The sequence below is a fragment of the Pigmentiphaga sp. GD03639 genome, from assembly GCF_029845405.1.
GTDB lineage: Bacteria > Pseudomonadota > Gammaproteobacteria > Burkholderiales > Burkholderiaceae_B > Pigmentiphaga > Pigmentiphaga daeguensis.
The window spans coordinates 91,158-117,401 of sequence record NZ_JAOCLR010000013.1 but is presented as its reverse complement, the minus strand read 5'-3'; the positions used below and the strand labels follow the sequence as shown (position 1 = coordinate 117,401).

Annotated in this window: 23 protein-coding genes; 16 read left to right on the top strand and 7 right to left on the bottom strand. The window is 68.1% G+C overall.

The annotated features are described in order from the left end of the window. Positions 1-78 precede the first annotated feature (78 nt). Entirely contained in the window at positions 79-894 is an 816-nt protein-coding gene (locus N5K27_RS15740; RefSeq protein ID WP_217896322.1) for an intradiol ring-cleavage dioxygenase, read from the bottom strand. Between the two features lie 140 nt (positions 895-1,034). Next, positions 1,035-1,949 (bottom strand): LysR family transcriptional regulator, encoded by a 915-nt coding sequence (locus N5K27_RS15735; protein WP_087839633.1) that lies wholly within the window; start codon positions 1,947-1,949, stop codon positions 1,035-1,037. A 130-nt stretch (positions 1,950-2,079) separates the two neighbouring features. Here N5K27_RS15735 and N5K27_RS15730 point away from each other — a divergent pair, with 130 nt between their 5' ends. Continuing rightward, a complete protein-coding gene (locus N5K27_RS15730; RefSeq protein ID WP_087839632.1) occupies positions 2,080-2,667 on the top strand; it encodes a malonic semialdehyde reductase in 588 nt (195 codons plus the stop codon). Between the two features lie 60 nt (positions 2,668-2,727). Here the strand turns inward: N5K27_RS15730 and N5K27_RS15725 are convergent, their stop codons facing one another. The 5 genes from N5K27_RS15725 to N5K27_RS15705 form a co-directional block, all read right to left on the bottom strand. Continuing rightward, the gene (locus N5K27_RS15725) at positions 2,728-3,705 is read right to left on the bottom strand and encodes a tripartite tricarboxylate transporter substrate binding protein (protein WP_132979331.1); all 978 of its coding nucleotides are present in this window, start codon (positions 3,703-3,705) and stop codon (positions 2,728-2,730) included. Between the two features lie 74 nt (positions 3,706-3,779). Then, positions 3,780-4,376 carry a nuclear transport factor 2 family protein gene (locus N5K27_RS15720; RefSeq protein ID WP_087839630.1) on the bottom strand — a complete coding sequence of 199 codons (597 nt, stop codon included), beginning with the start codon at positions 4,374-4,376 and terminating at the stop codon, positions 3,780-3,782. Between the two features lie 20 nt (positions 4,377-4,396). After that, on the bottom strand, positions 4,397-5,272 hold the full coding sequence (locus N5K27_RS15715) for an intradiol ring-cleavage dioxygenase (protein ID WP_087839629.1): 876 nt from the start codon (positions 5,270-5,272) through the stop codon (positions 4,397-4,399). Positions 5,273-5,504: 232 nt separating this feature from the next. Next, positions 5,505-5,969, bottom strand: a complete 465-nt coding sequence (locus N5K27_RS15710; protein ID WP_132979330.1) for a DUF192 domain-containing protein — start codon at positions 5,967-5,969, stop codon at positions 5,505-5,507. 205 nt (positions 5,970-6,174) lie between these two features. Further along, positions 6,175-6,408, bottom strand: coding sequence for a cold-shock protein (locus N5K27_RS15705; protein WP_087839627.1), 234 nt, complete (start codon positions 6,406-6,408; stop codon positions 6,175-6,177). Positions 6,409-6,655: 247 nt separating this feature from the next. On the opposite strand from N5K27_RS15705, the gene clpS reads away from it, so the two are divergent. The 15 genes from clpS (at position 6,656) to N5K27_RS15630 (ending at position 26,230) form a co-directional block, all read left to right on the top strand. Continuing rightward, complete coding sequence (gene clpS, locus N5K27_RS15700) at positions 6,656-6,976, top strand: ATP-dependent Clp protease adapter ClpS (protein ID WP_087839626.1); 321 nt, start codon at positions 6,656-6,658, stop codon at positions 6,974-6,976. Further along, on the top strand, positions 6,973-9,264 hold the full coding sequence (clpA, locus tag N5K27_RS15695) for an ATP-dependent Clp protease ATP-binding subunit ClpA (RefSeq protein ID WP_087839625.1): 2,292 nt from the start codon (positions 6,973-6,975) through the stop codon (positions 9,262-9,264). Before clpS ends, clpA begins: the two co-directional genes overlap by 4 nt. A gap of 660 nt (positions 9,265-9,924) precedes the next feature. Then, positions 9,925-11,490, top strand: a complete 1,566-nt coding sequence (locus N5K27_RS15690) for a DEAD/DEAH box helicase (protein WP_279817447.1) — start codon at positions 9,925-9,927, stop codon at positions 11,488-11,490. Between the two features lie 194 nt (positions 11,491-11,684). Next, positions 11,685-12,617, top strand: a complete 933-nt coding sequence (gene ehuB / locus N5K27_RS15685; protein WP_132979328.1) for an ectoine/hydroxyectoine ABC transporter substrate-binding protein EhuB — start codon at positions 11,685-11,687, stop codon at positions 12,615-12,617. Continuing rightward, entirely contained in the window at positions 12,614-13,267 is a 654-nt protein-coding gene (gene ehuC, locus N5K27_RS15680; RefSeq protein WP_132979327.1) for an ectoine/hydroxyectoine ABC transporter permease subunit EhuC, read from the top strand. Before ehuB ends, ehuC begins: the two co-directional genes overlap by 4 nt. Beyond that, positions 13,264-13,932: an ectoine/hydroxyectoine ABC transporter permease subunit EhuD gene (ehuD, locus tag N5K27_RS15675; RefSeq protein ID WP_132979326.1), complete on the top strand. Its 669-nt coding sequence runs from the start codon at positions 13,264-13,266 to the stop codon at positions 13,930-13,932. Before ehuC ends, ehuD begins: the two co-directional genes overlap by 4 nt. 27 nt (positions 13,933-13,959) lie before the next feature. After that, a complete protein-coding gene (ehuA, locus tag N5K27_RS15670) occupies positions 13,960-14,730 on the top strand; it encodes an ectoine/hydroxyectoine ABC transporter ATP-binding protein EhuA (protein ID WP_132979325.1) in 771 nt (256 codons plus the stop codon). Positions 14,731-14,827: 97 nt separating this feature from the next. After that, positions 14,828-15,511 carry a response regulator transcription factor gene (locus N5K27_RS15665; protein WP_087839619.1) on the top strand — a complete coding sequence of 228 codons (684 nt, stop codon included), beginning with the start codon at positions 14,828-14,830 and terminating at the stop codon, positions 15,509-15,511. Next, positions 15,508-16,932: a HAMP domain-containing sensor histidine kinase gene (locus tag N5K27_RS15660; RefSeq protein WP_243724431.1), complete on the top strand. Its 1,425-nt coding sequence runs from the start codon at positions 15,508-15,510 to the stop codon at positions 16,930-16,932. The genes N5K27_RS15665 and N5K27_RS15660 overlap by 4 nt, the downstream gene beginning before the upstream one ends. Positions 16,933-17,054: 122 nt before the next feature. Beyond that, a complete protein-coding gene (locus N5K27_RS15655) occupies positions 17,055-18,167 on the top strand; it encodes an efflux RND transporter periplasmic adaptor subunit (protein WP_087839618.1) in 1,113 nt (370 codons plus the stop codon). Positions 18,168-18,176: 9 nt separating this feature from the next. Further along, complete coding sequence (locus N5K27_RS15650; protein WP_087839617.1) at positions 18,177-21,296, top strand: CusA/CzcA family heavy metal efflux RND transporter; 3,120 nt, start codon at positions 18,177-18,179, stop codon at positions 21,294-21,296. Beyond that, entirely contained in the window at positions 21,289-22,509 is a 1,221-nt protein-coding gene (locus N5K27_RS15645) for a TolC family protein (RefSeq protein ID WP_087839616.1), read from the top strand. The genes N5K27_RS15650 and N5K27_RS15645 overlap by 8 nt, the downstream gene beginning before the upstream one ends. A 104-nt stretch (positions 22,510-22,613) precedes the next feature. Beyond that, positions 22,614-23,783 (top strand): ABC transporter substrate-binding protein, encoded by a 1,170-nt coding sequence (locus N5K27_RS15640; protein ID WP_279817442.1) that lies wholly within the window; start codon positions 22,614-22,616, stop codon positions 23,781-23,783. Positions 23,784-23,897: 114 nt separating this feature from the next. After that, complete coding sequence (locus N5K27_RS15635) at positions 23,898-25,463, top strand: carboxyl transferase domain-containing protein (RefSeq protein ID WP_087839614.1); 1,566 nt, start codon at positions 23,898-23,900, stop codon at positions 25,461-25,463. Further along, positions 25,460-26,230: a GntR family transcriptional regulator gene (locus N5K27_RS15630; protein ID WP_165963078.1), complete on the top strand. Its 771-nt coding sequence runs from the start codon at positions 25,460-25,462 to the stop codon at positions 26,228-26,230. Before N5K27_RS15635 ends, N5K27_RS15630 begins: the two co-directional genes overlap by 4 nt. The last annotated feature ends 14 nt before the right edge of the window (positions 26,231-26,244 follow it).

Below are 26,244 nucleotides of genomic sequence, written 5' to 3'. Positions count from 1 at the left end.
GCCGCCGACGCGGCGTCCGGCACCGATGCCCCGCGGCAGGCGCCCCGGGGCATCGTCGTTTCCGGGCTGGCGAGGCGCTCAGCCCAGCATGCCCACGATCGCGCGTCCGACGTAGCCGTGGCCCGGACTGCCTTTCATCACCACGGTCTGCGCGGCGATCTCGGCCGGCGAGTTGTCGCTTAAGATCCCGTCCTTCTCCAGGCTGATGCGCGCATACGCCTGGAGGCTGGATTCGTAGCCGCGCGTCTCGCCATAGACGGCGCCGCAGGCATCCTGCGGCAGCGCCAGCTGCGAGGTCAGGTACTTGCGGTCGTAGCGCGGGGCGCCGTCAGCGGTGGGGTAGACCTCCAGGTGCAGGTGCGGATAGCGCCCGGGGTAGCAGCCCGGGAAGATGGTCTGGAAGCTGACCTGGCCGTGGGCATCGGCCACCTGGACCCCGCGCAGGAAGTTCTCGTCGCGCAGCTCCCGGGTGTACAGCGAATAGCCGCCGTCGCGCGTGCAATGCCACAGATAGACCGCCCGGCCGGGCAGCGGCGCGCAGCCGGCGCTGACGTCGACCAGCTTGATGGTCAGCTGCAGCGGCACGCCCTGAGCCGTGCCGCCGGCACCGCCGAAGCTGCTGCGCAGGTCGCTGCGCACGACGCCGGACGAGGCCAGGACGTTGGCCGCGTTGCTGGTGGGGCCGCCGCCGTTGGCGGGGTAGGGGCCGGCGGTTTCCTCGGGCAGCGCGATGCAGGTGCCCACGGCCGCGGCATCGCCGGCTCGGGCGAGGCCGGGCAGGCCCAGCGCCGCGGCGCTCGCGCCCAGCATGCGGGTCAGCGCGAGGCGCCGGGCCATCCGGCGCAGGTCGCGTTCCAGTTCGGTCGGGGCAAGCGCCGGTTGCGGTTCTGTCATGTGTCTTCCATCGCGGGTCGCCGTGCCGGGCGAAGGGAGGGGCAGGGGCCGCACGCGGCGCCGCCGCTATGGTACTTCGGCGCGCCGGACCGCGGCATGATCGTTTCGCAAGCATACGAAACCGGGATATGCCGCCGGGCTCAACTGGCCCATTTGCGGTCGAAGTCCATCTTGCGGAAGTGTTCCACCATGAAGTCGATGAAGGTGCGCGTCTTGGCCGGCAGGTACTGCCGGTGCGGGTAGGCCAGGTTGATGGTCAGGCGCGGCAGGTCCCAGTCGTCCAGCACCGGCACCAGCCGCCCCGCCACGATATCGTCGTAGACGATGTACTTGGGCTGGACCAGGATGCCCAGGCCTTCGCGCGCAGCGGCGCACAGGACCTGGCCGTCGTTGGCTTCCAGCACGCCCTTCACCGGCAGCACGCGGACTTCGCCCGCGCGCGAGAAGCGCAATTCGTCGTAGCGGTTGGAATACGTGTAGAGCAGCAGCCTGTGGTTCGCCAGTTCGTCGATGGTGCGCGGCGTGCCATGGCGGTGCAGGTAGCCGGGCGAAGCAGCCAGGATGCGCCGTGTCTCGGCCAGCCGGCGGATGGTCAGGTTGGAGTCGGATTCGTATTCGCGCGTGCGCACCGCCAGGTCGATGCCGTTGTCGATCAGGTCGTAGTAGCGGTTGGCGGTGATCACATGGACGTTGACGTTGGGAAAACGCCGGTTGTATTCGGGCAGCAGCGGCGCGATGTGGCGCATCGCGAACGACAGCGACGAGGTCACGCGCAGATCGCCCACCGGGTTGAGCACCGTGGCGTTGACGGCCGACTCGGCCTCCTGCATCTCGCCCAGGATGTTCTTGCTGCGCCGGTAGAACTCCTGCCCGACCTCGGTCAGGTACAGGCGCCTGGTGTTGCGCTCGACCAGCCGGGCCGACAGGCGTTGTTCCAGCGTGGCCAGATGGCGGCTGGCAGCGGCGGTCGACAGGCCGGCGGCCTCGGCGGCGCGCGTCAGGCTGCCCAGTTCCGCGATGTGGACGAACAGCTCCAGTTCGCGCCAGCGGTCCATGCTTGTCCCTCGATTATTAGCAGAATTGCAAAAGTGATTTCCGTTTGCCGGAGCTATGCCGGCGTTTTCGTCCGGGCTGCGCACTTATAATCCGGAACCTCACGACTATTCCGCCCAATCGGAGCTCTTCATGGCCATCATTTCGCAGGAAGCCCTAGACCAGTTGTTCATGTCCGCCCGCACGCAGAACGGCTGGCTGGACAAGCCCGTGTCCGACGAGCAGCTCAAGCAAGTCTACGACATTGCGAAAATGGGGCCGACCTCGATGAACTGCCAGCCGATGCGCGTGGTGTTCCTGCGCACCCAGGAAGCCAGGGAACGGCTCCTGCCCGCGCTCAGCCCGGGCAACGTGGACAAGGTCAAGGCCGCGCCGGTCACCGCCATCATCGCCACCGACACCCGCTTCTACGAGTTCATGCCGCAGCTCTGGTTCCGCGAGGGCGCCAAGGAAATGTTCGAGGGCAACGCCGCGTTGGCCGCCGCCACGGCCGCCCGCAACGGCACCCTGCAGGGCGCCTATTTCATCATCGCCGCCCGCGCCATCGGCCTGGATTGCGGTCCGATGAGCGGCTTCGACATCGCCAAGGTCAACGCCGAGTTCTTCCCCGACGGCCGCCTGACCGCCAACTTCATCTGCTCGCTGGGCTACGGCGACACGTCCAAGCTGTTCGATCGCCAGCCGCGCCTGTCCTTCGAGCAGGCCGCCACGCTGCTCTGATCCCCGCGACCCGCGGTCCGGCCCCGGCGGCGGCCGGGGCCGGACCGCATCGGGACCGGCTCATTGCTGCTCGATGCCGGCCTTCTGCATGACCGTGCGCCACCGCTCGATCTCGGCGCCGACATGGCTGGCCATCGCCTGAGGCGTGGAGGCCTCCGGCAGGCAGGCCGCCGCCAGCGCCTGTTTGCGGACGTTTTCGTCGGCAAGCACCCGGCGCACCGCCTGGTTCATCTTGTCGACGACGGCGGCGGGGGTGCCGGCCGGGAAGGCCAGCCCGTACCAGGTCGTCACGTCGTAGCCGGCCACGCCCGACTCCAGCGCCGTGGGCGTCTGGGGCAGGCCTTCATAGCGCCGCGGCGACGTCACCGCCAGGGGCTTGAGCTCCCCGGCGCGAATGTGGCCCAGCAGGGGCGAGGCCACGTCCACCAGCAGTTCCACCTCGCCGCTCAGCACGGCGGCCACCGTGTTCGGCGTGCCCTTGTAGGGGACGTGGACGATGTCGATGCCGGTGACCTGGCGCAGCAGTTCGCCGGCGAAATGCTGGGTGCTGCCGATGCCGACGCTCGCGTAGTTCAGCTTGCCGGGCTGCGCCCTGGCCATTTTCACCAGGCCGGCGATATCGGTGGCCGGGAAGTTCTTGCCGGCTGCCACCACCAATGGCTGGGCGCACAGCATGGAGACCGGCGCGAAGTCCTTGACCGAATCGAAGGGCAGCTTGCGGTAGATGGCCGCCGAGACCGCGTGTCCATTGTTCATGACGAACACCGTGTGGCCGTCCGCGGCGGCGCGCGCCACCGTGCCCGCGGCCAGCGTGCCGCCGGCGCCGGGCTTGTTCTCCACCACGATGGGCTGGCCCAGGATTTCCGCCAGGGGCTGGGCCACCATCCGGGCGATGATGTCGGTGCCCCCGCCGGGAGCAAAGCCCACCACCATGCGCACGGGCCGGCTGGGCCAGTCCTGGGCGGCCGCAGGCAGGGCCAGGGTCAAGGCGAGCGCGCACAGCAACGCGCCCGGCCGTTTCGGGTCGGTATGGAACATCGGTAGTCTCCTGTGTGCTTCTTATTGTGGTTTGCCGCCGGCCCGGAGCCGGCGGCAGGCTTTCCCGCGAGGCGTCAGGGCCGCGCGGATCCCGCCAGCCAGGCCTTGCCGCGAGCGTACAGCGCCTGGACTTCCTGGCCGTGCAGGCCGGGCATGGTGGTCTTGACGTCCATGCCTATCTTGACCTGCAGATAGGCCAGGTGGCGATAGCCCTCGGGGAAGCGCGCCAGCAGCGCCGCGTCCAGTTCCGGGCGGGCGGCCGGGTCCACCGGGTCCATCCTGTCTTTTTCGTAGATGGGCTGGCGTTCGACCATGCCCCAGCGGCCGCCGCGCTTTTCCAGGAAATCGTAGAAGCGGCCGGTGCACACCACGTCGCACAGCACGCCGTCCACGGTGGCGCGCTGGGAAATGGTCATCTTGGTCTGGGCGACGGCCCGGTCGCCTTCGCGGTCGATGGTCATGCCACCCAGGAAGTGCAGGATGTTGACCCCGCGCTCCATGCCTTCCCGGCTTTGCCGGATGAATTCGGTGGCCGGGGCCTGGCACCAGGTCGCGTTCATGCGGCCGTCCTCGTGCCAGACGGTGGCGAAGCGTTCCCAGTCGCCGGCGTCGCGCCACAGCGCCCAGTTCTCCACCAATTCGCGTATGGCGAGTTTTTCTTGGTCGTACATGAGTCCTCCAGTCGGGAAAATCAGGGGGTGGACCCGGAGACCGGGTTCAGCACGAAGTCGAAGTCCAGCGTATGGAAGGGCTGCGCGCTGGTGCCGCCGTCGGGCGTGGGGCCGGGCTCGTGCCGGACCCATTGCGCGATCAGCGACGAGCGCACGCCGAATACCGCGTCGGAGTCCAGGTATTGGTCGCCGTCGCGGAAGACGTGGGTGACCAGGGTCTCGTAGCCCTCGGCGCGGATCATGAAATGCAGGTGGGCGGGCCGCCAGGGATGGCGGCCCAGCGCGGCCAGCATGCGGCCGACGGGGCCGTCGTGGGGGATGGGATAGGCTTCGGCCAGGATGGAGCGGAAATGGAAGCTGCCGTCCGGCGCGGAATGGATGCGGCCGCGGCCCCGGTGGGTGGGATCGTCGGGATTCTGCACGTCGTAGAAGCCTTCCGCGTCCGCCTGCCAGACCTCCATTTCCGCGCCGCCAATGGGCGTGCCGTCCACGCTCCTGACCGTGCCGCGCACGAAGCACGGGTCGCCCTTGGCGCCGTTGGCGATGTCGTCTCCCAGCGCGTACTCGGGCGCGCCTTCGACGAAGAACGGACCGAAGACCGTGGCTTCCGTACAGGCGGGTGGCTTGCGGTGGTTCATCGCGGTCACCAGCGTCGACAGTCCGAGCGTGTCGGACAGCAGGATGAACTCCTGCCGCTTGTCGTCGGTGATGTGTCCCGTGGCGGTCAGGAACTCGATGCCCGCGGCCCATTCCGCTTCCGTCAGTTTCACCTCGCGGGCGAATTCGTGCAGGTGCTGCACGAGGCTGGTCATGATCTGCTTCAGGCGGGCGTCGGGCGCCTGGGCGTGCCGGGCCAGCACGGCCTGGGTGATGGTGTCTTCGTTCAGGTTGCGCAAGGCGTGGTCTCCTGGATGCTTGTTTCTTCCGCCTGCCACGGGCGTGCTCAGGTCGGCTACTGTAGACGTGGCCGGGGACGATTTGAATGGAAAAACCGGAAAAGAGTTTTACGCCAGGCGCAAGGGTGGCCCGGGGCGGCACGCTGAAGGTGCAAGGATGGCGGCGGGAAGGAGAGTCGGAGGCGGGCCCGTCCCGGCATGGGCCGGGACGGGCGCCGGCCGGCAGCAGGTCCTAGCGGACGCCGGGGATGCCTTCCAGGCGCGAGCCGGCCTTCAGCCCGCGCTTGGCGAACCAGCCGCGTTCCATTTCCAGGGCGTAGCGCACGGGCTGGGCGGCGCAGTGGCTGTCTTCCGTCCTGGGCGCCATGTCCTCGATGTTGGCGATGGTGCCGTCATCGGCGATGAAGGCCACCGACAGCGGAATCAGCGTGTTGCGCATCCACATGCATTGGGTGCCGGGCATCTCGAAAATGAACAGCATGCCCTGGTTGGGCCCCAGGCGTTCGCGGAACATCAGGCCGCGCTCGCGCGTGGGCGGGGTACTGGCGACCTCGGCGTGGATCAGGTGCATGCCGGCCCGCAACGTTTGCACGGGCAGCGTGGCCTGGGCCGAGGCGGTCGAGGCCAGGAGGGCGGTGGCGATGCAGGCGCCTGCGCCGGCAGCCAGGCGCGGCAGGAAGGAACGTATGCGGGTCATGACGTCGGCAGGGGAGCGGAAAAGGGTAGGGGCGAGCGTCCACGGGGCGGCGCCGCCGCGGAAGGCTCCCGGCGAGGGTAGCATGACCAGGCCCACGACAAGGTTAAAGGCGCGATGGGCCGGCGCTGGGGGGAAAATGTAGGGGCCCGCCGGAGCAGGTGGCTCTGGCGGGCCCGGGCAGTTCAGGCCGCCGGACCGGAGCCGGTCAGGCCGCTTCGCTGATGTTCAGCGCCTGCTTGCCCTTCGGACCCTGGGCCGCCTCGAAGGTGACCTTCTGGCCTTCTTTCAGGGTCTTGAAGCCGTTCATCTGGATGGAGGAGAAATGGGCGAACAGGTCGTCGCCGCCGTCGTCGGGCGTGATGAATCCGAAGCCCTTGGCATCATTGAACCATTTGACGGTGCCGCTACCCCTCTTGCCTTGGCTGATATCGCTGGACATGACGTAATGCCTTCTTGTAGTCGGTTACAACATATGCGAGGCGCGCTCCCCCGGTGCCGTAGGCAGTCGATCGTGCGCTTCGCCGGTGCGAGTTTTGGTGGGTTTGCTACTTCCGGGGCTTGATAAACCTGGCCCCAGGCATCAAATAATGGGAAAGATGTCCGGCTGCGTCAAGCTCGGGATGGCCCGGGCATATAGGAGTATGCTGATGGCTTGCGGGGCACTTTCAAGTGGATAGAATAGGCGCATGGGCACCGGGTTCGATTCTCAACCGGATCAGACAACGCTGCTTGAGCGGGAACCGTCGAAGACCAAACCACCTCCAATGTTCACGGTGGTGTTGTTGAACGATGATTTCACGCCGATGGAGTTCGTTGTGCTGGTATTGGAGAAATTTTTCAGCAAGGGGCGCGAGCAGGCCACCCAGATCATGCTCAAGGTGCATCACGAGGGTCGCGGCGTCTGCGGAATCTATCCGCGGGACATCGCCAGGACCAAGATCGACCAGGTAAGCCGTTTCTCACGGCAGAACCAGCATCCGCTTCAGTGCATCATGGAGGAAGCGTGATTTCTCAAGAATTGGAAGTTAGCCTTCACATGGCGTTCGTCGAGGCCCGTCAGGCTCGGCACGAATTCATCACGGTAGAGCATCTGCTGCTCTCGCTGCTCGACAATCCGTCGGCGGCCGAGGTGCTGCGCGCTTGCGCCGCCAACCTGGACGACCTGCGCCGCAACCTGCGCAATTTCGTCAACGACAACACGCCCGTGATCCCGGGCACGGAAGAGGCCGATACCCAGCCCACGCTGGGTTTCCAGCGCGTCATCCAGCGCGCGATCATGCACGTGCAGTCCACGGGCAACGGCAAGAAGGAAGTGGCCGGCTCCAACGTGCTGGTCGCCATCTTCGGCGAAAAGGATTCCCACGCGGTCTATTACCTGCACCAGCAGGGCATCACCCGCCTGGACGTGGTCAACTTCATGTCCCACGGCATCACCAAGCAGCCCCAGCTGGAGTCCTCCAGCACGCCCAAGGAACCCGAGGCGGAAGCCGAGGCCGAGGCCAAGCAGTCGCCGCTGGACCAGTACACCCAGAACCTGAACGTGGCCGCCAAGGCCGGCAAGATCGATCCGCTGATCGGCCGCGACAGCGAGGTCGAGCGGGTCATCCAGGTGCTGTGCCGCCGCCGCAAGAACAATCCGCTGCTGGTGGGCGAGGCCGGCGTGGGCAAGACCGCCATCGCCGAGGGCCTGGCCTGGCGCATCACCGAAGGCGCCGTGCCCGACGTGCTGGCGGATGCCTGCGTCTATTCCCTGGACATGGGCGCGCTGCTGGCGGGCACCAAGTACCGCGGCGACTTCGAGCAGCGCCTGAAGGCGGTGCTCAAGCAGCTCAAGGAAAGCCCCAAGGCGGTGCTGTTCATCGACGAGATCCACACCCTCATCGGCGCCGGCGCCGCGTCGGGCGGTACGCTGGATGCCTCCAACCTGCTCAAGCCGGCCCTGTCCTCGGGCCAGCTCAAGTGCATAGGCGCGACCACGTACACCGAATACCGCGGCATCTTCGAGAAGGATCATGCCCTGTCGCGGCGCTTCCAGAAGATCGACGTCAACGAGCCCAGCGTCGAGCAGACCGTGCAGATCCTGCGCGGCCTCAAGCAGCGGTTCGAGGACCACCACAGCGTCAAGTACTCGTCGGCGGCGCTGTCGGCGGCCGCCGAACTGTCGGCCAAATTCATCAACGACCGCCACCTGCCGGACAAGGCCATCGACGTCATCGACGAGGCCGGCGCGGCCCAGCGCATCCTGCCCAAGTCGCGGCAGAAGAAGGTCATCGGCAAGGCCGAGATCGAGGACATCGTGTCCAAGATCGCCCGGATTCCGCCGCAATCGGTCTCCAGCGACGACCGCAGCAAGCTGGCCACGCTCGAGCGCGACCTGAAGGCCGTGGTGTTCGGCCAGGACGCCGCCATCGACGCGCTGTCCGCGTCCATCAAGATGGCGCGCTCGGGGCTGGGCAAGCCCGACAAGCCCATCGGCGCGTTCCTGTTCTCCGGTCCCACCGGCGTCGGCAAGACCGAGGTGGCCAAGCAGCTCGCCTTCATCCTGGGCATCGAGCTGCTGCGCTTCGACATGTCCGAGTACATGGAGCGCCATGCCGTCTCGCGCCTGATCGGCGCGCCGCCGGGATACGTCGGCTTCGACCAGGGCGGCCTCCTGACCGAGGCCATCACCAAGAAGCCGCACTGCGTGCTGCTGCTGGACGAGATCGAGAAGGCCCACCCCGAGGTCTTCAACATCCTTCTGCAGGTCATGGACCACGGAACGCTGACGGACAACAACGGCCGGAAGGCGGATTTCCGCAACGTCATCATCATCATGACGACCAACGCCGGTGCCGAAACCCTGCAGAAGAACGTGATCGGCTTCTCCGGCGCGCGCGAGCAGGGCGACGAGATGGCGGAAATCAAGCGCATGTTCACGCCGGAGTTCCGCAACCGCCTGGACTCGATCATTTCGTTCAAGGCCCTGAACGAAGAGATCATCCTGCGCGTGGTCGACAAGTTCCTGATGCAGCTGGAAGAGCAACTGCACGAGAAGCGCGTCGAGGTCATCTTCACCGATGCCCTGCGCGCCTACCTGGGCAAGAAGGGCTTCGATCCGCTGATGGGCGCGCGTCCCATGCAGCGCCTGATCCAGGACACCATCCGCCGCGCGCTGGCCGACGAACTGCTGTTCGGCAAGCTGGTCAGCGGCGGCCGGGTGACCGTGGACATGGTCGACGACGAGATCAAGCTCAACTTCGACGATACGCCACCCAAGGCCGCGCCGCAGCCGGAGGTGGAACTGGCTGACTGACCCCCCCGTACGCGCTTACGCGCGCCCCCCAGGGGGCGGCACTGGCGGACCGGCGGAGCCGGATCCGCTGTGCCCTGGGTCTGTGTGGGGCCGTCGACGGTTGTTGGCGGCCTGTTTTTTTGCCGCCGGGCCGCCCCCAAGGCAAAAAGCGCCCCCTCGGGGGGCAGCGCCGCCGCGTAGCGGCAAGCGTGGGGGCATATTTTTTGCCGCAGGGCCGCCCCAAGGCAAAAAGCGCCCCCTCGGGGGGCAGCGCCGCCGCGTAGCGGCAAGCGTGGGGGTATTTTTTTGAGGTGTGTGGTTTTGTGGGGTATCTATTAGGGTAAATCTGGGGTAATATTGCTGTACTGCACAAATCACGCCATCGCCCTGTCGGGCACCGGTGTGGCCTTCATGCAGACGATCGGTAACCAAGTGGGTTGACCGAAAACTGCATCGTCTCTGACCTCGTTTTTCCCTTTGCGTTGCGCGCACGGTGATATCGGTCGGCGCCGATGATCCGTCCGGAGCGGCCGTGTCCGTCTCCGCAGCGTAGCGCCAGCTTTCCAGGCTCGATGAATCCGGCCCCGTCCTTGGCGGGGCCATGGCCGCGTTTTTCGCGCGTCCGGGTATGTCCGGTGGGGAAAGGCTTGCGTTGCGCCATACGTAACGTAAGGAATGAATATGTCTTTCACTGAACTCGGCCTTGCTCCCGCCATCGTCGGCGCGCTGACCGAAGCCGGCTTTACCGAGCCGACGCCGGTCCAGGCCCGGGCCATCCCGCTGGCGCTGGAGGGGCACGACCTCATGGTGTCGTCCCAGACCGGTAGCGGCAAGACCGCGGCCTTCATGCTGCCGGCCCTGAACCGGCAGGTCCAGGCTTCGCCGCTGCGCACGCCCGGCGTGCGCGTGCTGGTGCTGACCCCCACGCGCGAGCTGGCCCAGCAGGTGTCGGAAGCCACCCGCACCTATGGCAAGGCGCTGAACTGGCTGCGCACGGCCACGGTCGTCGGCGGCATGCCCTATGGTGCCCAGTTGAAGGCGCTGTCGCGCCGGGTCGACGTGCTGGTCGCGACCCCGGGCCGTCTGCTGGACCACGTCCAGTCCGGCAAGGTGAACCTGTCCGAAGTCGAGGTCCTGGTGCTGGACGAGGCCGACCGCATGCTGGACATGGGTTTCATCGACGACATCGAGGCCATCGTGGCGCGCACGCCCGCCACCCGGCAGACGCTGCTGTTCTCGGCCACGCTGGACGGCTCGGTGGCCCGGATGGCTGCCAAGATGATGCGCGACCCCCAGCGCATCGAGATCGCCAGCCAGAAGGAAAAGCACGCCAACATCACCCAGTCGCTGCTGTACGCGGATGACATGGAGCACAAGATGCGCCTGCTGGACCACCTGCTGCGCGACGTCAACATCCAGCAGGCCATCGTCTTCACCTCGACCAAGCGCGCGGCCGACGATCTGGCCGACACGCTGGCCGACCAGGGCTTCGCCGCCGAGGCGTTGCATGGCGACATGAACCAGCGCCAGCGTACCCGTACCCTGGGCAACATGCAGCGCGGCCGGGTGCAGATCCTTGTCGCCACCGACGTGGCGGCGCGGGGTATCGACGTGCAAGGCATCAGCCACGTCGTCAACTTCGACCTGCCCATGCAGGCCGAGGACTACGTGCACCGCATCGGCCGTACCGGCCGCGCGGGCCGCGACGGCCTGGCGTTCACGCTGGCCGCGCATGGCGAGCGTCACAAGATCCGCACCATCGAGCGTTATACGGACCAGAGCATCCCCGTCCAGGTGATCCCCGGACTCGAGCCGCAGCGCGCGCCGCGGCCCGGCTCCGACCGTCCGCGCCGCGGCGGCCCCGGCGGCAAGCCGGGCTGGCGCCAGGGCGGCCGTGGCGGCTACCAGAATCGTGAAGGCGGGCAGCGGCAGTACGAAGGCCGTGGCCATTTCGACCGCAACCGCGACGAGCGTCCGGCTTTCGGCGACCGTCCGCGCGGCGAGCGCCGCCATGGCGAACCGTCCCAGGGCGAACGCCAGGGCTACGGTGAGCGCCGGTACGAGCCGCGCTTCCAGGACGATCGCCGCGAGCGTTCGCCCGAAGGCCAGGGCTACGCCGCCCGGCCGCGTGGCGACCGTCCGCAGGGCGAGCGCACCTGGGGCGATCGTCCCCGCGCGGCCCGTCCGGAAGGCGATCGCCGCGATGCGCCCGTGCGCCGCTTCGATTCCCGTCGTCGCGCCGCCTGACGGCATCCTGCAAGGCCAACCCGGCGCGGCGGCCAGCCGCCGCGCCCGACGCCCCCGACCCGCGGCCCCAGGCCGCGCGCGGGGGCGTTTTCACGTCCGGCCATCGCGCATCGTCCAGATCATTCGTCTTCAATTGATTTGAATTGAAATATTATTAGGAGATATGATTTGCCTTGGTATTGCCCGGGCGACTCATGACTCGTTTTCTTCTTGCGACGTGGACGGCGGTATGGCTGGCAGGCATCGCGCCTTCGGCGGGAGCGGCCGACGCTGGCGCCACTCCCGGGGCCGCGGCCCAGCCCGACAGCCTGCAGCGCGCCGTCCAGGCCGGCCGGTTGCGCATCGGCTATGCGAACGAGGCGCCGTTCGCCTACATGGACAGCCGGGCGGGCCGATTGACGGGCGAAGCCCCGGAAATCGCCCGTGTGATCCTGGGGCGGCTGGGCATAGGCGAGGTCGAAGGCGTGCTGACCGAGTTCGGCGCGCTGATCCCGGGCCTCCTGGCCGGCCGTTTTGACATGATCGCCGCCGGCATGTACGTGCTGCCCGACCGGTGCCGCCAGATCGCCTTCTCCAATCCCACCTACGGCGTGGGCGACGGGTTCCTCCAGCGTACGGACAATCCGCGCCGATTGCATGGCTATGCCGACGTGGCCGCCGACCCCGGCGCCCGCGTGGGCGTGGTGGTCGGGGCGGTGCAGAACGACTACGCCGCGCGCGCGGGCGTGCCGCCGTCGCAGGTCGTGGTGTTTCCCGACGTGGTCAGCGCGGTCGAGGGCGTGGTGGCGGGGCGGGCGGACGTCTATGCCGCGACGGCGCTGACTTTGAACTACGTGCTGACCAAGGTGCCGGACTGGCAGATCGACAAGGTGGCCCGGTTCGTCCAGCCTATCGAGAACGGCGAAGCGGTGCGCGGGTACGGCGCGTTCGGCTTCCGCCAGGGGGACGTGGCGCTGCGCGAAGCCTTCGACCGCGAGCTGGCGCATTTCATCGGGACGCCCGAGCACCAGCGCCTGGTCGAGCCTTTCGGCTTCACCGCGAACGAACTGCCGGGCGACGCGACGTCGGCGCAGCTGTGCGGGCAGTCTCCCGCCGCCGCGCCCGCCCCGGCCTCCGATCCGTCATGACTGACCTTCCCGAGCTGTTGCCGCCCTTGCTGCGCGGCCTGTGGGTCACCTTGCAGCTCACCGCGGGCGCGGCGGCGCTGGCCATCCCGGCGGCGCTGCTGTCCGGCCTGGGGCGCATGTCGCGGCGGCCCTACCTGTCGTGGCCCGCGGCCTGCTACGTGGAGGTGTTCCGCGGAACGTCCGCGCTGGTGCAGCTTTTCTGGGTCTACTACGTGCTGCCTCTGCTGGGCCTGCGGCTGCCGGCGGTCTGGGCGGGCATCCTGGTGCTGGGCCTGCATACCGGGGCCTACGGAGCCGAGATCGTGCGCGGCGCGATCGCCAACGTGCCCAAGGGGCAGGCCGAGGCCGCGGTGGCGCTGAACATGACGCCGACGGCCACGCTGTGGCGCATCCTGGTGCCGCAGGCCGTGCCGCTGATGCTGCCGCCGGCCGGCAACCTCCTGATCGAACTGCTCAAGAACACCGCCCTGGTGTCGCTGATCACCATCACCGACCTGACCTTCAGCGCGCAACTGCTGCGCAGCGAGACTTTCCGCACCGTGGAGGTGTTCAGCATCGCGCTGCTCATGTATTTCGCCGCCGCCCAGGTCCTGAACGGCGGCATGCGGCTGCTGGAGCGGCGTGCGGCCCGCCACCGGGGGCGGACATGAGCGCGGCCGCCAGCCAGCCGCTGTTCGACTGGGGCTATGCCCGCGCCGTGCTGCCCACCTTGCTGGACGGCCTGGCGATCACCGTGCAGGCCACGCTGCTGGGCATGGCGCTGGCCGTGACGCTGGGGCTGGTGCTGGCGCTGATGCGAAGGGCGCCGCTGCGGCCGCTGGCCTGGGGCGCGGCGCTGGTCATCGAGTTCGTGCGCAGCACGCCGCTGCTGATGCAACTGTTCTTCCTGTTCTACGTACTGCCGGTCACGGGCGTGCAGTTCTCGCCGCTGACCACCGGCGTACTGGGACTGGGGGTGCACTACGCCGCCTACTGCGCCGAGGTGTACCGGGCCGGCCTGGAAAGCGTGCCGCGCGGGCAGTCGGACGCGGCGCTGGCGCTCAATCTCGGTCGCTGGCGGACGCTGCGGGACGTCATCCTGCCGCAGGCGATCCCGCCCATCGTGCCGGCGCTGGGGAACTACTTCGTCGCCATGTTCAAGGATACGCCGCTGCTGTCGGCCATCACCGTGGTGGAACTGCTCCAGGCCAGCAAGATCGCCGGTTCGGCCACGTTCCGCTATACCGAGCCGCTCACGCTGGTGGGGCTGATCTTCCTGGCGCTGAGCCTGGCCGCGGCCTGGGGAGTGAGGCGCGTGGGAGCCAGGCTGCGCTGAGCCGGACGACGACATGAAGGAGGACGCATGAGCGCCAGTGTCACGCTGGAGAATGTCTGCAAGCGCTACGGCGAGGTCGAGGTGCTGCGGGGCCTGGACCTGCACATTCCGGCCGGCCAGACGGTCGCGCTGATCGGTCCGTCGGGGTCCGGCAAGTCGACGCTGCTGCGCCTGCTGATGACGCTGGAGCGGCCCGATGCCGGCCGCATCCTGATCGATGGCGAATCCATGTGGACCGAACGGCGGGGCAGCCGGGAAGTCCCGGCCCGGCCGGCGCATCTGCGCAGGGTGCGGGGACGGATAGGCATGGTGTTCCAGCACTTCAACCTGTTCCCCCATATGACGGCATTGCGCAATGTGGCCGAGGCGCCCAGGCACGTGCTGGGGCTGGGCCGGGACGAAGCCGAGCAGCGGGCGCGCGAATACCTGGACATGGTGGGGCTGGGAGACAAGCTGGATCGGTATCCCGCCAATCTTTCCGGCGGCCAGAAGCAACGGGTCGGCATTGCCCGCGCGCTGGCCATGCGGCCGGAAGTCATGCTGTTCGACGAGGTGACCTCGGCGCTGGACCCGGAATTGGTGGGCGGCGTGCTGGAGATCATGCGGGAGCTGTCGGCGCGGCGCACCATGACGATGATCGTCGTGACGCACCAGATGAAGTTCGCCGAGCGCAGCTCGGACCGCACCCTGTTCTTCGACGGCGGCCGCATCGTCGAGGACGGACCGTCCGCCCAGGTCTTCGGCCATCCGGCCCGCGCGCGCACGCGCCAGTTCCTGGAAGCCGTCATCGAGGCCTGAGGCGGCCGTCCCGGTCGCGGCAACGAGGGTAGACTATTAGGAGCCCGGCGCCATCCACGCGCGCCGGATCTTCATCAGTCGGGAATCGTTAGCCGCCATGCGCTGCCTGGTCATCGAAGACGAAGTCGATACTTCGCGCTATATCTGCAACGGTCTGAAGGAGGCCGGCCACGAGGTGGCGGCCTGCCGCGACAGCGCCGACGGGCTCAATCGCGCCATGACCGAGGCCTGGGACGTCATCATCCTGGACCGCATGCTGCCCAACGACGTGGACGGCCTGTCCATCCTGACCACGCTGCGAGGCATAGGCAAGACGACGCCCGTGCTGATCCTGAGCGCGCTGGCGGGGCTGGACGAGCGGGTCAGGGGGCTGCGCGGCGGCTGCGACGACTACCTCACCAAGCCGTTCGCGTTCTCCGAGCTGGCGGCGCGGGTCGAGGCCCTGTACCGCAGGGCCCGTGCCCGCGACGATGTGCGCGAACTGCGCATCGCCAATCTCCGGGCCGACCTGACCAAGCGCACCGTCGAGCGCGACGGCAAGACCATCACGCTGCAGCCGCGCGAGTTCCGCCTGCTGGTCTACCTGCTGTTGAACCAGGAACAGGTCGTGACCCGCACCATGCTGCTCGAGGCGGTCTGGGACTATCGCTTCGATCCGCAGACCAACGTGATCGATGTGCAGATCAGCCGCCTGCGCAACAAGATCGACAACGGCTTCGCGCCTCCCCTGATCCATACGGTGCGCGGGGTGGGGTACATGATCTCGGCGGCGCCGCGTTGAGCACGGCCTACGACGATTATCCCGGCCGCCAGACCGGGCCGCTGGCCTTCGTCCGGCGCCTGTGGCAGTCGGTCGCGTTCCGGCTCGCGCTGGGCTATGGCGTGTCGGTGGTGCTGTTCATGATGGTGCTGCTGTCGGTGCTGTACGTGCAGACCATCGGCGTGCTGCAGAATCGCATCGACCGGCAACTGGTGTCGGCCAGCCACCGGATGGTCAGCCATTTCGAGGCCTACGGGCCCGAGCGGCTGGCCGACGACATCACCGAGACCCTGACCGACGGCGTCAACTCCGATACCGAGGTCTACCTGCTGGCCACAGCGGCGGGCAAGAAAATGGCGGGCAACATCGCCGTTTCCCGCGACCTGCTCAAGCCCACCTTCGGGATCGTCGAAAAGCAGGTGCTGCGGGACGGGCGCATCTCCTACAGCCGGTTCCGCACGGAACTGCTGGCCGACGGGTCCGTCCTGCTGGTCGGCCGCGACATGCGCGACCAGAAGGACCTCGAGCAACTGGTCGGCAACGCGCTGATGGCGGCGGCGGTGGTCTCGGTGCTGCTGGCCATCATCGGCGCCATCGTGTTCCGCGACCAGCTCGAGAGCCGGGTCGGCGCGATCCGCCGCACCGCCGCCCAGATCGAGGCCGGCGACCTGACGCAGCGCATCCCGGTGTCCGGCAAGGACGACGAGTTCGCGCGCCTGAGCCACGACATCAACCTGATGCTGGACCGGATCGAGATCCTGATGGACGGCGTGCGGCACGTCTCCAACACCATCGCCCACAATCTGCGCACGCCGCTGTCGCGGATCCGCGCCAAGCTGGAAGTGGCCAGCCGTCCGGGCACGGACCCGGCGCAGGTGGCGCAGGCCACGACCTTCGCCATCCGCGAGATCGAGGAACTCACCATCGTCTTCGACAAGCTGCTGCAGATCGCCGAGGCGGAGTCGGGCGCTCGGCGCCAGGCTTTCCAACCGGTATCGCTGAACGACATCGTGGCCGACGTGGTGGAACTGTACGAGCCGGTGGCCGAGGAAAAGGGCGTGGAGCTGCGCGTGCGCATGGACGAAGACGTCATGGCGGCGGGCGACAAGGACCTGCTGGCCAGCGCCGTGGCCAACCTGCTGGACAACGCGATCAAATACGCCGGCAGCCCCGCCCGCGTCACGGTCAGCACGCAGCGAGAAAGCGACACGGTGTCGCTGGTGGTGCAGGACAACGGGCCCGGCATCCAGGCCATCGAGCGCTCCAAGGTCGGGACCCGGTTCTTCCGGCTCAACCGCCGCGTACCGGGCTACGGCCTGGGCCTGGCCAGCGTGACGGCCATCGCCAGCCTCCACAACGCTTCGTTGGACCTGGACGACGCCGGCCCCGGCCTGGTGGCCCGTATCACGCTGCCCAGGCTGGGAAAAATGACAAAACGGTAATGTTTCGGCCATGCTTTCCCTTTCAGCCGGTCGCTAACATCACGCGATCCGGATCAGGAGTGCCTCGCGCCGTGGGACGCGTCGACGACCGATCCGAGCCGTAAAATCGTCAAAGGTCGCTCATGCCGCGTTTTGCCCATTTTGTCGTCGTCACCTGTCTGCTTGCCCTGGCGGCCTGCTCGGACAAGCAAGAGGCTCCTCCGGCTCCCACCGAAAACGCCGCGCCGCTCGCGCCCGGGCAGGTCCGCGTCAAGCCGGCCTCGCTCAAGTACATGGAAATCCAGGAAATGGGGACCCAGGGCGCGGTGCACGTGGTGTGGGCGCCGGCCCGGGTGGCTTTCCGCGAGGAACAGGTGGCCGAGGTGGTGGCGCCGGCATCCGGCCGCATCCTCCAGGTCCAGGCCCAGGTGGGCGACGTGGTCAAGGCCGGAACGCCGCTGGCGACGCTGTCCAGCCCCGACGCCTCGCGCGTGCGGGCCGACTACGCCAATGCCCAGGTCGAACTGCGGGTGGCCCAGGCCGAGGCCAAGCGCCAGCGCCTGATGATGGAGAAGGGCATCGGCATCGAGGCCGAACTGGTCGTGGCCGAGGCCAAGCTGCAGGAGGCCCAGCACAACGCCGACGTGGCGTCGCGGGCCGCCAGCTTCCTGGGCGGCGGCGGCAGCGACACGCTGCTGCTGCGCGCGCCGCGCGCCGGCGTGGTCATCAACCGCAACACCACGCCCGGCGCGTCGGTGGGACCCGATTCCGGATCGCTGTTCACCGTGGGCGATCCGACCGCGCTGTGGATCAACGCCGACGTCTTCGAAAGCGACCTCAGCACGATCGCCCAGGGGGCGCCGGTGCAGATCGTGGTGGCCTCGCTGGACCGGCCCCTGACGGGCAAGGTGCTGCGCGTGGGCTCGGCCCTGAACGCCCAGACCCGCCGCGGGCAGGTGTTCATCACGCTGGACGACTCCAATCCCAACCTGCGCGCGGGCATGCTGGCCCGGGCCGGCATCCAGAGCCGCGCCGCCGAGGGGTTGTCGGTGCCCGTCACCTCGGTGCTGATCAAGGACGGCCAGCGCTCCATCGTATTCGTCCAGGTCTCGGACAACGTGTTCGAGGCGCGTACCGTGTCGCTGGGCCAACCGTCCAACGGCTACATCCCCGTATTGTCGGGCATCGAGCCGGGCGACAAGGTGGTCACCAAGGGCGGCTTGCTGCTCGACGGCGCCGCCAACCAACTGCTGTAAGGATCCGCCATGCGTTCACTCATTGCGCTGGTGGTTCATCGCCGCCTGGTGGCGCTGACCGCGACGCTGATCGTCGCCATCTACGGCGTCTACGCCTTCCTGAACACCGCCATCGAGGCCTATCCCGACGTCACCAACGTCCAGGTGGGCGTCATCTCGCTCGCCCCCGGCCTGGCGCCGGAAGAGGTCGAGCGGCAGGTGACGTTTCCCCTCGAGCGGGCGCTGAACGGCACGCCCGGGCTGGTGTCGCTGCGGTCCGAGAGCTATTTCGGCCTGTCGATGATCACCATGGTCTTCGACGACAAGACCAAGAGCTTCGACGCGCGGGTGCAGGTCACCCAGCGGCTGCCGTCGGCCGACCTGCCCGACGGCGTGACGCCGGAGATGGCGCCCGACAACACGCCGCTGGGCAAGATCTTCTATTACCGGCTCAACAGCGACCGCCACACGCTGGCCCAGCTGCGCTCCGAGCAGGAATGGACCGTGGCCCGGGTCCTCAAGCAGATCCAGGGCGTGGCCGATGTGGTCAGCATGGGCGGCTTCGTCAAGGAGTTCCACATCGAGGTGGATCCGGCCAAGCTGATGGCGCACAACCTGACGCTGGACCAGGTGGTCGAGGCCGTCTCGAAGTCCAACCAGAACGTGGGCGGCGGGCTGCTGCGCCGCGGCGAGCAATCGCTGATCATCCGCGGCATCGGCCTCTTGCGCACGCCGCGCGACATCGAGACCATCGTGCTGGACGTGCACAACAACACCCCCGTGCGCGTCAAGGACGTGGCCCGCGTGGTGCAGTCCTACACGCCGCGCCAGGGCTCGGTGGGGATGAACGACGAGGACGACATCGTCGAAGGCATCGTGCTGCTCAAGCGCGACGAGAATCCCAGCAAGGTGCTGGACCAGGTCCACGCCAAGGTGGACGACATCAACGCGCACATGCTGCCCACGGGCATGCGCATCGAGCCCAGCTATGACCGCTCGCACCTGGTCGGCCATACGCTGCATACCGTCTATCACAACCTGCTGTTCGGCGCGACGCTGATCGTGGGCGTGCTGTGGCTGTTCCTGCGCAGCCTGCGCGGTTCGCTGATCGTCGCGGTGGTCATCCCGCTGTCGCTGCTGGTGGCGTTCGTCGGCCTGCATTTCCTGGGCATGCCGGCCAACCTCATCTCCATGGGCGCCATCGACTTCGGCATCATCGTCGACGGCGCGGTGGTGCTGACCGAGGCCATCATCCACAAGGCCAGGCTGCGAAAACCCGCCTCGCGCCGCGACATGTTCGAGTTGATCATCGAGGCCGCCATGTCGGTGGCCAAGCCGACGCTGTTCGCGATGGCCATCGTGATCGCGGCCCTGATCCCCGTGTTTTCGCTGGAAAGCATCGAAGGCCGCATCTTCCGCCCGCTGGCCATGACCTACACTTTCGCGCTGGTCGGCGCGCTGGTGTTCGCGCTGACGCTGGTGCCCGCGCTGTGCGCGCTGCTGCTGCGTCCCAAGGACGTGGTGGCGCCCGAGCCGGCGGTGTTCCTGCGCATGCACCATGCCTATTCGGGATGGATCGCGCGCGTGCTGGAAAGCCGCCGCAACCGGCGCAACGTGTTCGCCGTGGCCGTCGTCGCGCTGTTGCTGGCGCTGTACGCGGGTTCGCAACTGGGGACCGAGTTCCTGCCCGAACTGGACGAGGGCGACGCCTACGTGCTGGTGCAGATGCCGCCGTCGATCTCGCTGGAGAAGGGGCAGGAGCTGCTGCGCACCATACGCATGCGGCTCAAGGAGGTGCCCGAGGCGATCTCCGTCACCAGCGAGCAGGGGCGGCCGGAAGACGGCACCGACAACGAGACCATCAACGTCGCCAAGGTGCTGGTGCGCCTGAAGGAACGCGCCCAGTGGCGCAAGGGCCTGACCAAGGACGAACTGGTGGCCCAGATGCGCCAGTCCCTGGCGGACATCCCTGGCGTGCAGTTCAACTTCGCCCAGCCCATCCGCGACAGCGTCGAGGAATCGACCTCGGGCGCGCGCGGCCACGTGGTGCTGAAGGTGTTCGGCAGCGAGATCGAGACCATGCGCGGCATCCTGCAGCAGACCAAGGAGGCCGTCAGCCACATCGATGGCGTGGTCGACCTGGACCTGTACCGCGACGCGCCGGCCCCGCAACTGCACATCGAGTTCAACCGCGACGCGCTGGCGCGCTACGGCATTTCCATGGAAGTGGCCGACACCGCCGTCGAGACCGCGCTGGCGGGCAAGGTGGTCACCACCGCCTGGGAAGGCGAGCGCAGCGTGCCCGTGCGGGTGCGCCTGCCCTACGTGGACCGGATGGACGAGGCACGCATACGCGAGATCCAGGTCTCGGCGCCCGACGGCACCTACGTGCCGCTGCACGCCCTGGCCAGCATCAGCTTCAAGGTGGGCAACTCCTCGATCTTCCGCGAGGGCAACGCCCGCTACATGGCGCTGAAGTTCAACGTCCAGGGGCGCGACATGGGCTCGGTCGTGAAAGAGGCCATCGCCGCCTTCAAGAAGGACGTGAAGATGCCCGAGGGCTACATCGCCCAGTGGGGCGGCCAGTGGGAGAACCAGCAGCGCGCCTCGGCCCGCCTGAAGATCGTCGTGCCGCTGTCGCTGCTGGTGGTGTTCGTCCTGCTCTTCAGCGCGCTGGGCAGCGCGCGCAGCGCGTCCATCATCCTGCTGACCGCGCCGTTCGCCATGATAGGCGGCATCGTCGCGCTGCACCTGACCGGCATCGATCTGTCCATCAGCGCGGCGATCGGCTTCATCGCCCTCTTGGGGCAGGTGGCGCTGGCCGGCCTGCTGGTCCTGAGCGCGGTCGAGAACCTGCGGCGCGAGGGCGTGGCGCTGGTTCCCGCGCTGATCGAGGGGGCCGCCGAGCGCATGCGCTCCATCCTGATGGTGGCGCTGCTGGGCCTGATCGGCCTGTTGCCCATGGCCTTGTCCACCGGCGTGGGCAGCGAGACCCAGCGTCCGTTCGCTTCCGTGGTGGTGGGAGGCATGGCGGTGCTGCCGCTGGTGGCGCTGTTCGTGCTGCCCGTGCTGTATGCCTGGCTGGGACCCAGGCGCATGCTGACCGCCGAGGAGCGCGACGCGGCATCTATGGACAACGAAAATGCGTAAGTATCTAGGTATCCTGCTGGTCGCGCTGTGTCTGCCGGCGGCGCGCGCGGCCGATCTGCCCCCGGCGCTGGGCACCGAAGTGTCGCTGCCCCAGCTGCTGGAACTGGTCAAGACCTCCAGCCCCGCGCTGCAGGCCGAGCGCACGCAGGTGGCGATGGCCGAGGCCGACCTGATGACGGCCCAGACCTTCTCCAACCCCAGCGTGGCCTATACCCACAAGCGGGGCGAGAAGGAAACCACCATCTCGCAGGACATTCCGATCTTCGGCCAGCGCGGCGCCCGCATCGAGAGCGCCAAGAGCGGCGTCGAGGCGGCCCGGGCACAACTGCGGCTGGTCTATGCCCAGGCCCTGCAGGATGCGGCCCGGGACTTCATGTCGCTGCTGGTATCGCAGGAGCGCGAGAAGCGCTGGCTGGACGCCAAGGACGACCTGGAAGGTGCCTTCCGCATCGTGCAAGGCCAGGTCCAGGCGGGGGCGCGCAGCCGCTACGATCTGACCCGGCTCGAGGTGGAGCGCGCCTCGCTGGATGCGCAACTGGCCCAGGCCCAGGCCGAGACGCTGCAGGCATCCGCCCGGGTGGCGGCCAGTGTCGGCGCGCCGGCGTGGCGGCCGCGCGCGGCCGGTTCCATCGTCTCGCACTGGAATGCCCTGAGTTTCGACGCCATCTGGCCGCAGGCGCAGAACCGCCTGCCCGCGGTGCGCGCGGCGCTGGCCCAGCAAGCCTTCGCCGAGAAGCAGCTGGAGGCCGAGCGGCGCCAGGCCTATCCCACGCCCACTTTCATGGTCGGCCGGCTGAACAACAACGAGGGCCGCAGCACCGAGTACGGCGTGTCGGTGGCCATTCCGCTGTTCGACCGCAACCAGGGGCCCATCGCGCGCGCGGCCGCCGAGGCCGACGGCATGCGCCTGCGCAGCCGGGCCATCGTCGTGGCCGCGGAAAGCGAACTGCGCCGCGCCACCGAGCAGCTCAACCGTCGCCAGCAGCTGGCCGACCGCTTCGAGAAGGAAGGCCTGTCCATGATCCCGCGCCTGCGGCAGATGGCGCAGGATTCCTACACGCTGGGCCGGGGCAGCATCCTCGACCTGGTCGATGCGATCCAGGCCGTGGCCGAGAAAAAGAACACCTACCTGGACTTGCTCGAGGCGGTGATGCAGGCCGAGGTGGATGTGCGCATCGCCTCGGGGGAACTGGGGGCCGACCTGCTCGAATGACCCGGAAGCGGCCGCCCGCCGGCCCCCCGGCGGCGTAAACTAGCGGACATGGCCGGCCCCATCGCGGGGGTTTTTTCCGGCCGGTTCTCATTCCGGGGGTTCAAATGAAATCATGGGCATTGCGCGGCTTCCTGCTGGCCGGGCTGGCGCTGGCAACGGCCGCGAAAGCGGACATCACCGTCGGCATCGATCTCGCCACCACCGGCCCGGCGGCGGCGATCGGCATTCCCTCCAAGAACGTGGTCATGATGTGGCCGCCCACGCTGGGCGGCGAGAAAGCCAACTACATCATCCTGGACGACGGGTCCGACCCGACCAACACCGTCACCAACGTGCGCAAGCTCACTTCCGAGCAGCGCATCGACGTCCTGGTCGGCCCCAACACCACGCCGGCCGCGCTGGCGGTGCTGGACGTGATCGCCGAAAGCAGGACGCCCATGGTGGCCCTGGCGGCCAATGCCTCCATCATCGAGCCCCATGCCGACGCCAAGCGCAGATGGGCCTTCAAGATGCCCCAGAACGATTCGCTCATGGCCAGCGCCATCGTCGGACACATGGCCCGCGCCGGGGTGAAGACGGTCGGCTTCATCGGCTTCAACGATTCCTATGGCGAGAGCTGGTGGAACGAGTTTTCGCCGCTGGCGCAGAAGGCCGGCATCAAGGTCGTCGCCAACGAGCGCTACAACCGTACCGATACCTCGGTGACCGGACAGGTGCTCAAGCTGATGGTGGCCAAGCCCGACGCCATCCTGGTGGCCGCCTCGTCCACCCCGGCGCTGCTGCCGCAGAAGACGCTGGTGGACCGCGGCTACCGGGGCAAGCTCTACCAGACCCACGGCATCGCCACGCCCGAGTTCCTGCGCCTGGGCGGCAAGGCGGTGGAAGGCACGCTGTTCCCGACCGGCCCCGGCGTGGTGGCGCACGGCCTGCCGGCCTCGCACCCGGTCAAGAAGGTGGCCACCGAGTTCGTCGACCGCTATGAGGCCAAGTTCGGCGCCGGTTCGGTCACCCAGTTCGCGGGCGACGCCTGGGGAGCCTGGATGCTGCTGGACGATGCGGTGGGACGCGCGCTGAAGAAGGGCGCCAAGCCCGGCACGCCGGAGTTCCGCGCCGCGCTGCGCGACGCGATCGAATCGACCACCAACCTGACCGTACCCAACGGAGTATTGAACATCTCGGCCAGCGACCACCAGGGGTTCGACGAACGCTCGCGCGTCATGGGCATCGTGCGCGACGGCAAGTTCGCCTACGAGGGCGAAGGCAAGAGCAGGTAAGCACGGTACGGGGCGCCCCAGGGGGGCGCCCTTTTTGTTGTTCAATAAAATTGTCGACAATAATAAAGAAGGCAATTATAGTGGGACAGACATTCACCGGTCCGAGGAGACGGCATGAGCTGGCGGGCGGAAGCGGACGAGATCCGGCGCAGGCGGGAACTGGCGCGGGCATGCGGCGGCGAAACATCGGTGGCACGCCAGCACGCGGCCGGCAAGCTGACGGTGCGCGAACGCATCGACAAGCTGCTGGACGCCGGGTCGTTCCAGGAGGTCGGGCAACTGGCCGGCCGGGCCGTTTATACGGAGGGCAAGCTGACCGGTTTCGAGCCCGCGCCCTATGTGATGGGACTGGGCCGCATCTCCGACCGGCCCGTGGCGGTGGGGGGCGAGGACTACACCATCCGCGCCGGCACCGGCTTCGGCAGCGACCGCCGCAAGGGCGGGCAGGGCGGCTTCGTCGAGGACCTGGCCTTCCACTACCGCATTCCGCTGGTCAACCTGATCGACGGCACCGGCGGCACCGTCAACACGGTCAAGCGCAAGGGCTACTCGGTCACGCCAGGCTACGGCCAGGACGGCTTCGAGCGTTCGGTGTCGCTGATGGGCATGGTGCCCGTGGTGAGCGCGGTCATGGGAACGGTGGCGGGCGGCCCGGCGGGGCGCGCCATGCTGGCCCACTGGACCGTCATGGTGCGCGACAGCAGCCAGATCTTCGCCGCCGGCCCGCCGGTGGTCGAGCGCGCCTTCGGCGTCAAGCTGCACAAGAACGACCTGGGCGGCGCCAAGATCGCCGCCGACACCGCCGGCACGATCGACAACGTGGCGCCGGACGAGGAAACCTGCCTGGCGCAGATCCGGCGCTTCCTGTCGTACATGCCGCAGAACGCCTGGGAGCTGCCGCCCGTGCTCATGTCGGGCGACCCCGTGGACCGCTGCGAGGACGCGCTGGTGGACATCGTGCCCCGGTCCGAGCGGCAGGCCTACAACATGAAGAAGCTGGTGGGCATGGTCGTTGACCGCGGGTCGGAGTTCGAGATCCAGCCGGGCTTCGGCCGGGCCGTCATCACGATGCTGGCGCGCATGAACGGCAAGGTCGTGGGGGTGGTGGCGAACAACCCCATGTTCGGCGGCATCGTAGACGTGAAGGCGGCGCGCAAGCAGACGCATTTCATCGATCTGTGCGATGCCTTCAACATTCCGCTGATCTTCTTCGTCGACGTGCCCGGTCTCCTGATCGGGGTCGAGTCCGAATCCGAGGCCATCATGCGCTTCGGCATCCAGCAGCGCTACGTGCTGGCGCAGGCCACGGTGCCGATCTACACGGTGCTGGTGCGCAAGTGCTTCGGGGTCGCGGGCGGCAGCGTGATCGACCGCTCGGGGCTGAACTTCAAGATCGCCTGGCCGTCCGCCAGCTGGGGTTCGCTGCCCATCGAAGGGGGCGTCAAGGCGGCCTACCGTGCCGACATCCAGGGCGCCGCGGACCCGGCCGCGCGCGAAGCCGAGATCGAGGCCGAGCTGCGGGCGCTGTCCTCGCCATTCCGCACCGCCGAGGCCTTCGCGGTGGAGGACCTGATCGACCCCCGCGAGACGCGGCCCTACCTGTGCCAGTTCATCGATGCGGCGCAGGGCCGGCTGCGGACCACGCTGGGCCCCAAGCTGCGCGCGGGAGTGCGCCCGTGACACCGGCACGGCCCGCGCCGCCCGACACCAGCCGCGCCGCGGCGTTCCTGCAGGCCTTCGAAGAGGACCGCGGCACGCCCATCGCGTTCTGGTGGGTGTTCGCCGGGCCGTCCAATACGCTGACGCTGCCCGAGCAGATCGCGGCCAGCGTCGGCGACCGCATCATCTCGCATGCCATCGCACCGGGCGAATGGATACGCGAACAGGAGATCGGCCAGCAGTTCGGCGTCAGCCGCAGTCCGGTGCGCGAGGCCATGCGCCTGCTGGAGCGCGAGGGCGTGGTGCGCATACACGCCAGGCGGGGCGCCCGCGCGACCTTCCTGGCGCAGAAGGAAATCCAGGACCTGTTCGAGGTGCGCGCCAGCCTGGTGCGCCTGGTCGGGCGCCGTGCCGCCGAGCACCGCCCCGAGCGGCTGCTCGAACTGCTGGAGATCGGTTTCTGCACCCTGGGCGAGACGGCCGACGACCCGGCCACCGCGCGCCGCTACGGCGAGACCGCGGCGCAGATGACCCTGCTGTGCGCGGCGCTGTGCGGCAACGACCGCCTGTTCCCGCTGATCGCCTCGCTGTCCATGCAGATGCTGCGCTACACCAGCCTGGGGCTGCGGTCGTGTGAGCGGCGCCGCCGTTCCCTCGTCCTGTGGCGCGGCGCCATCGATGCCATCCGGCGCGGCGATGCCGACGCCGCCGAACAGTTTTTCGCCAGTCGCCTGGAAGAGAACTGGCGGGAGATCCGCCGTTTGTTGGAGACCGAAGTGCCAGCGTAGAACACATTCCCGTC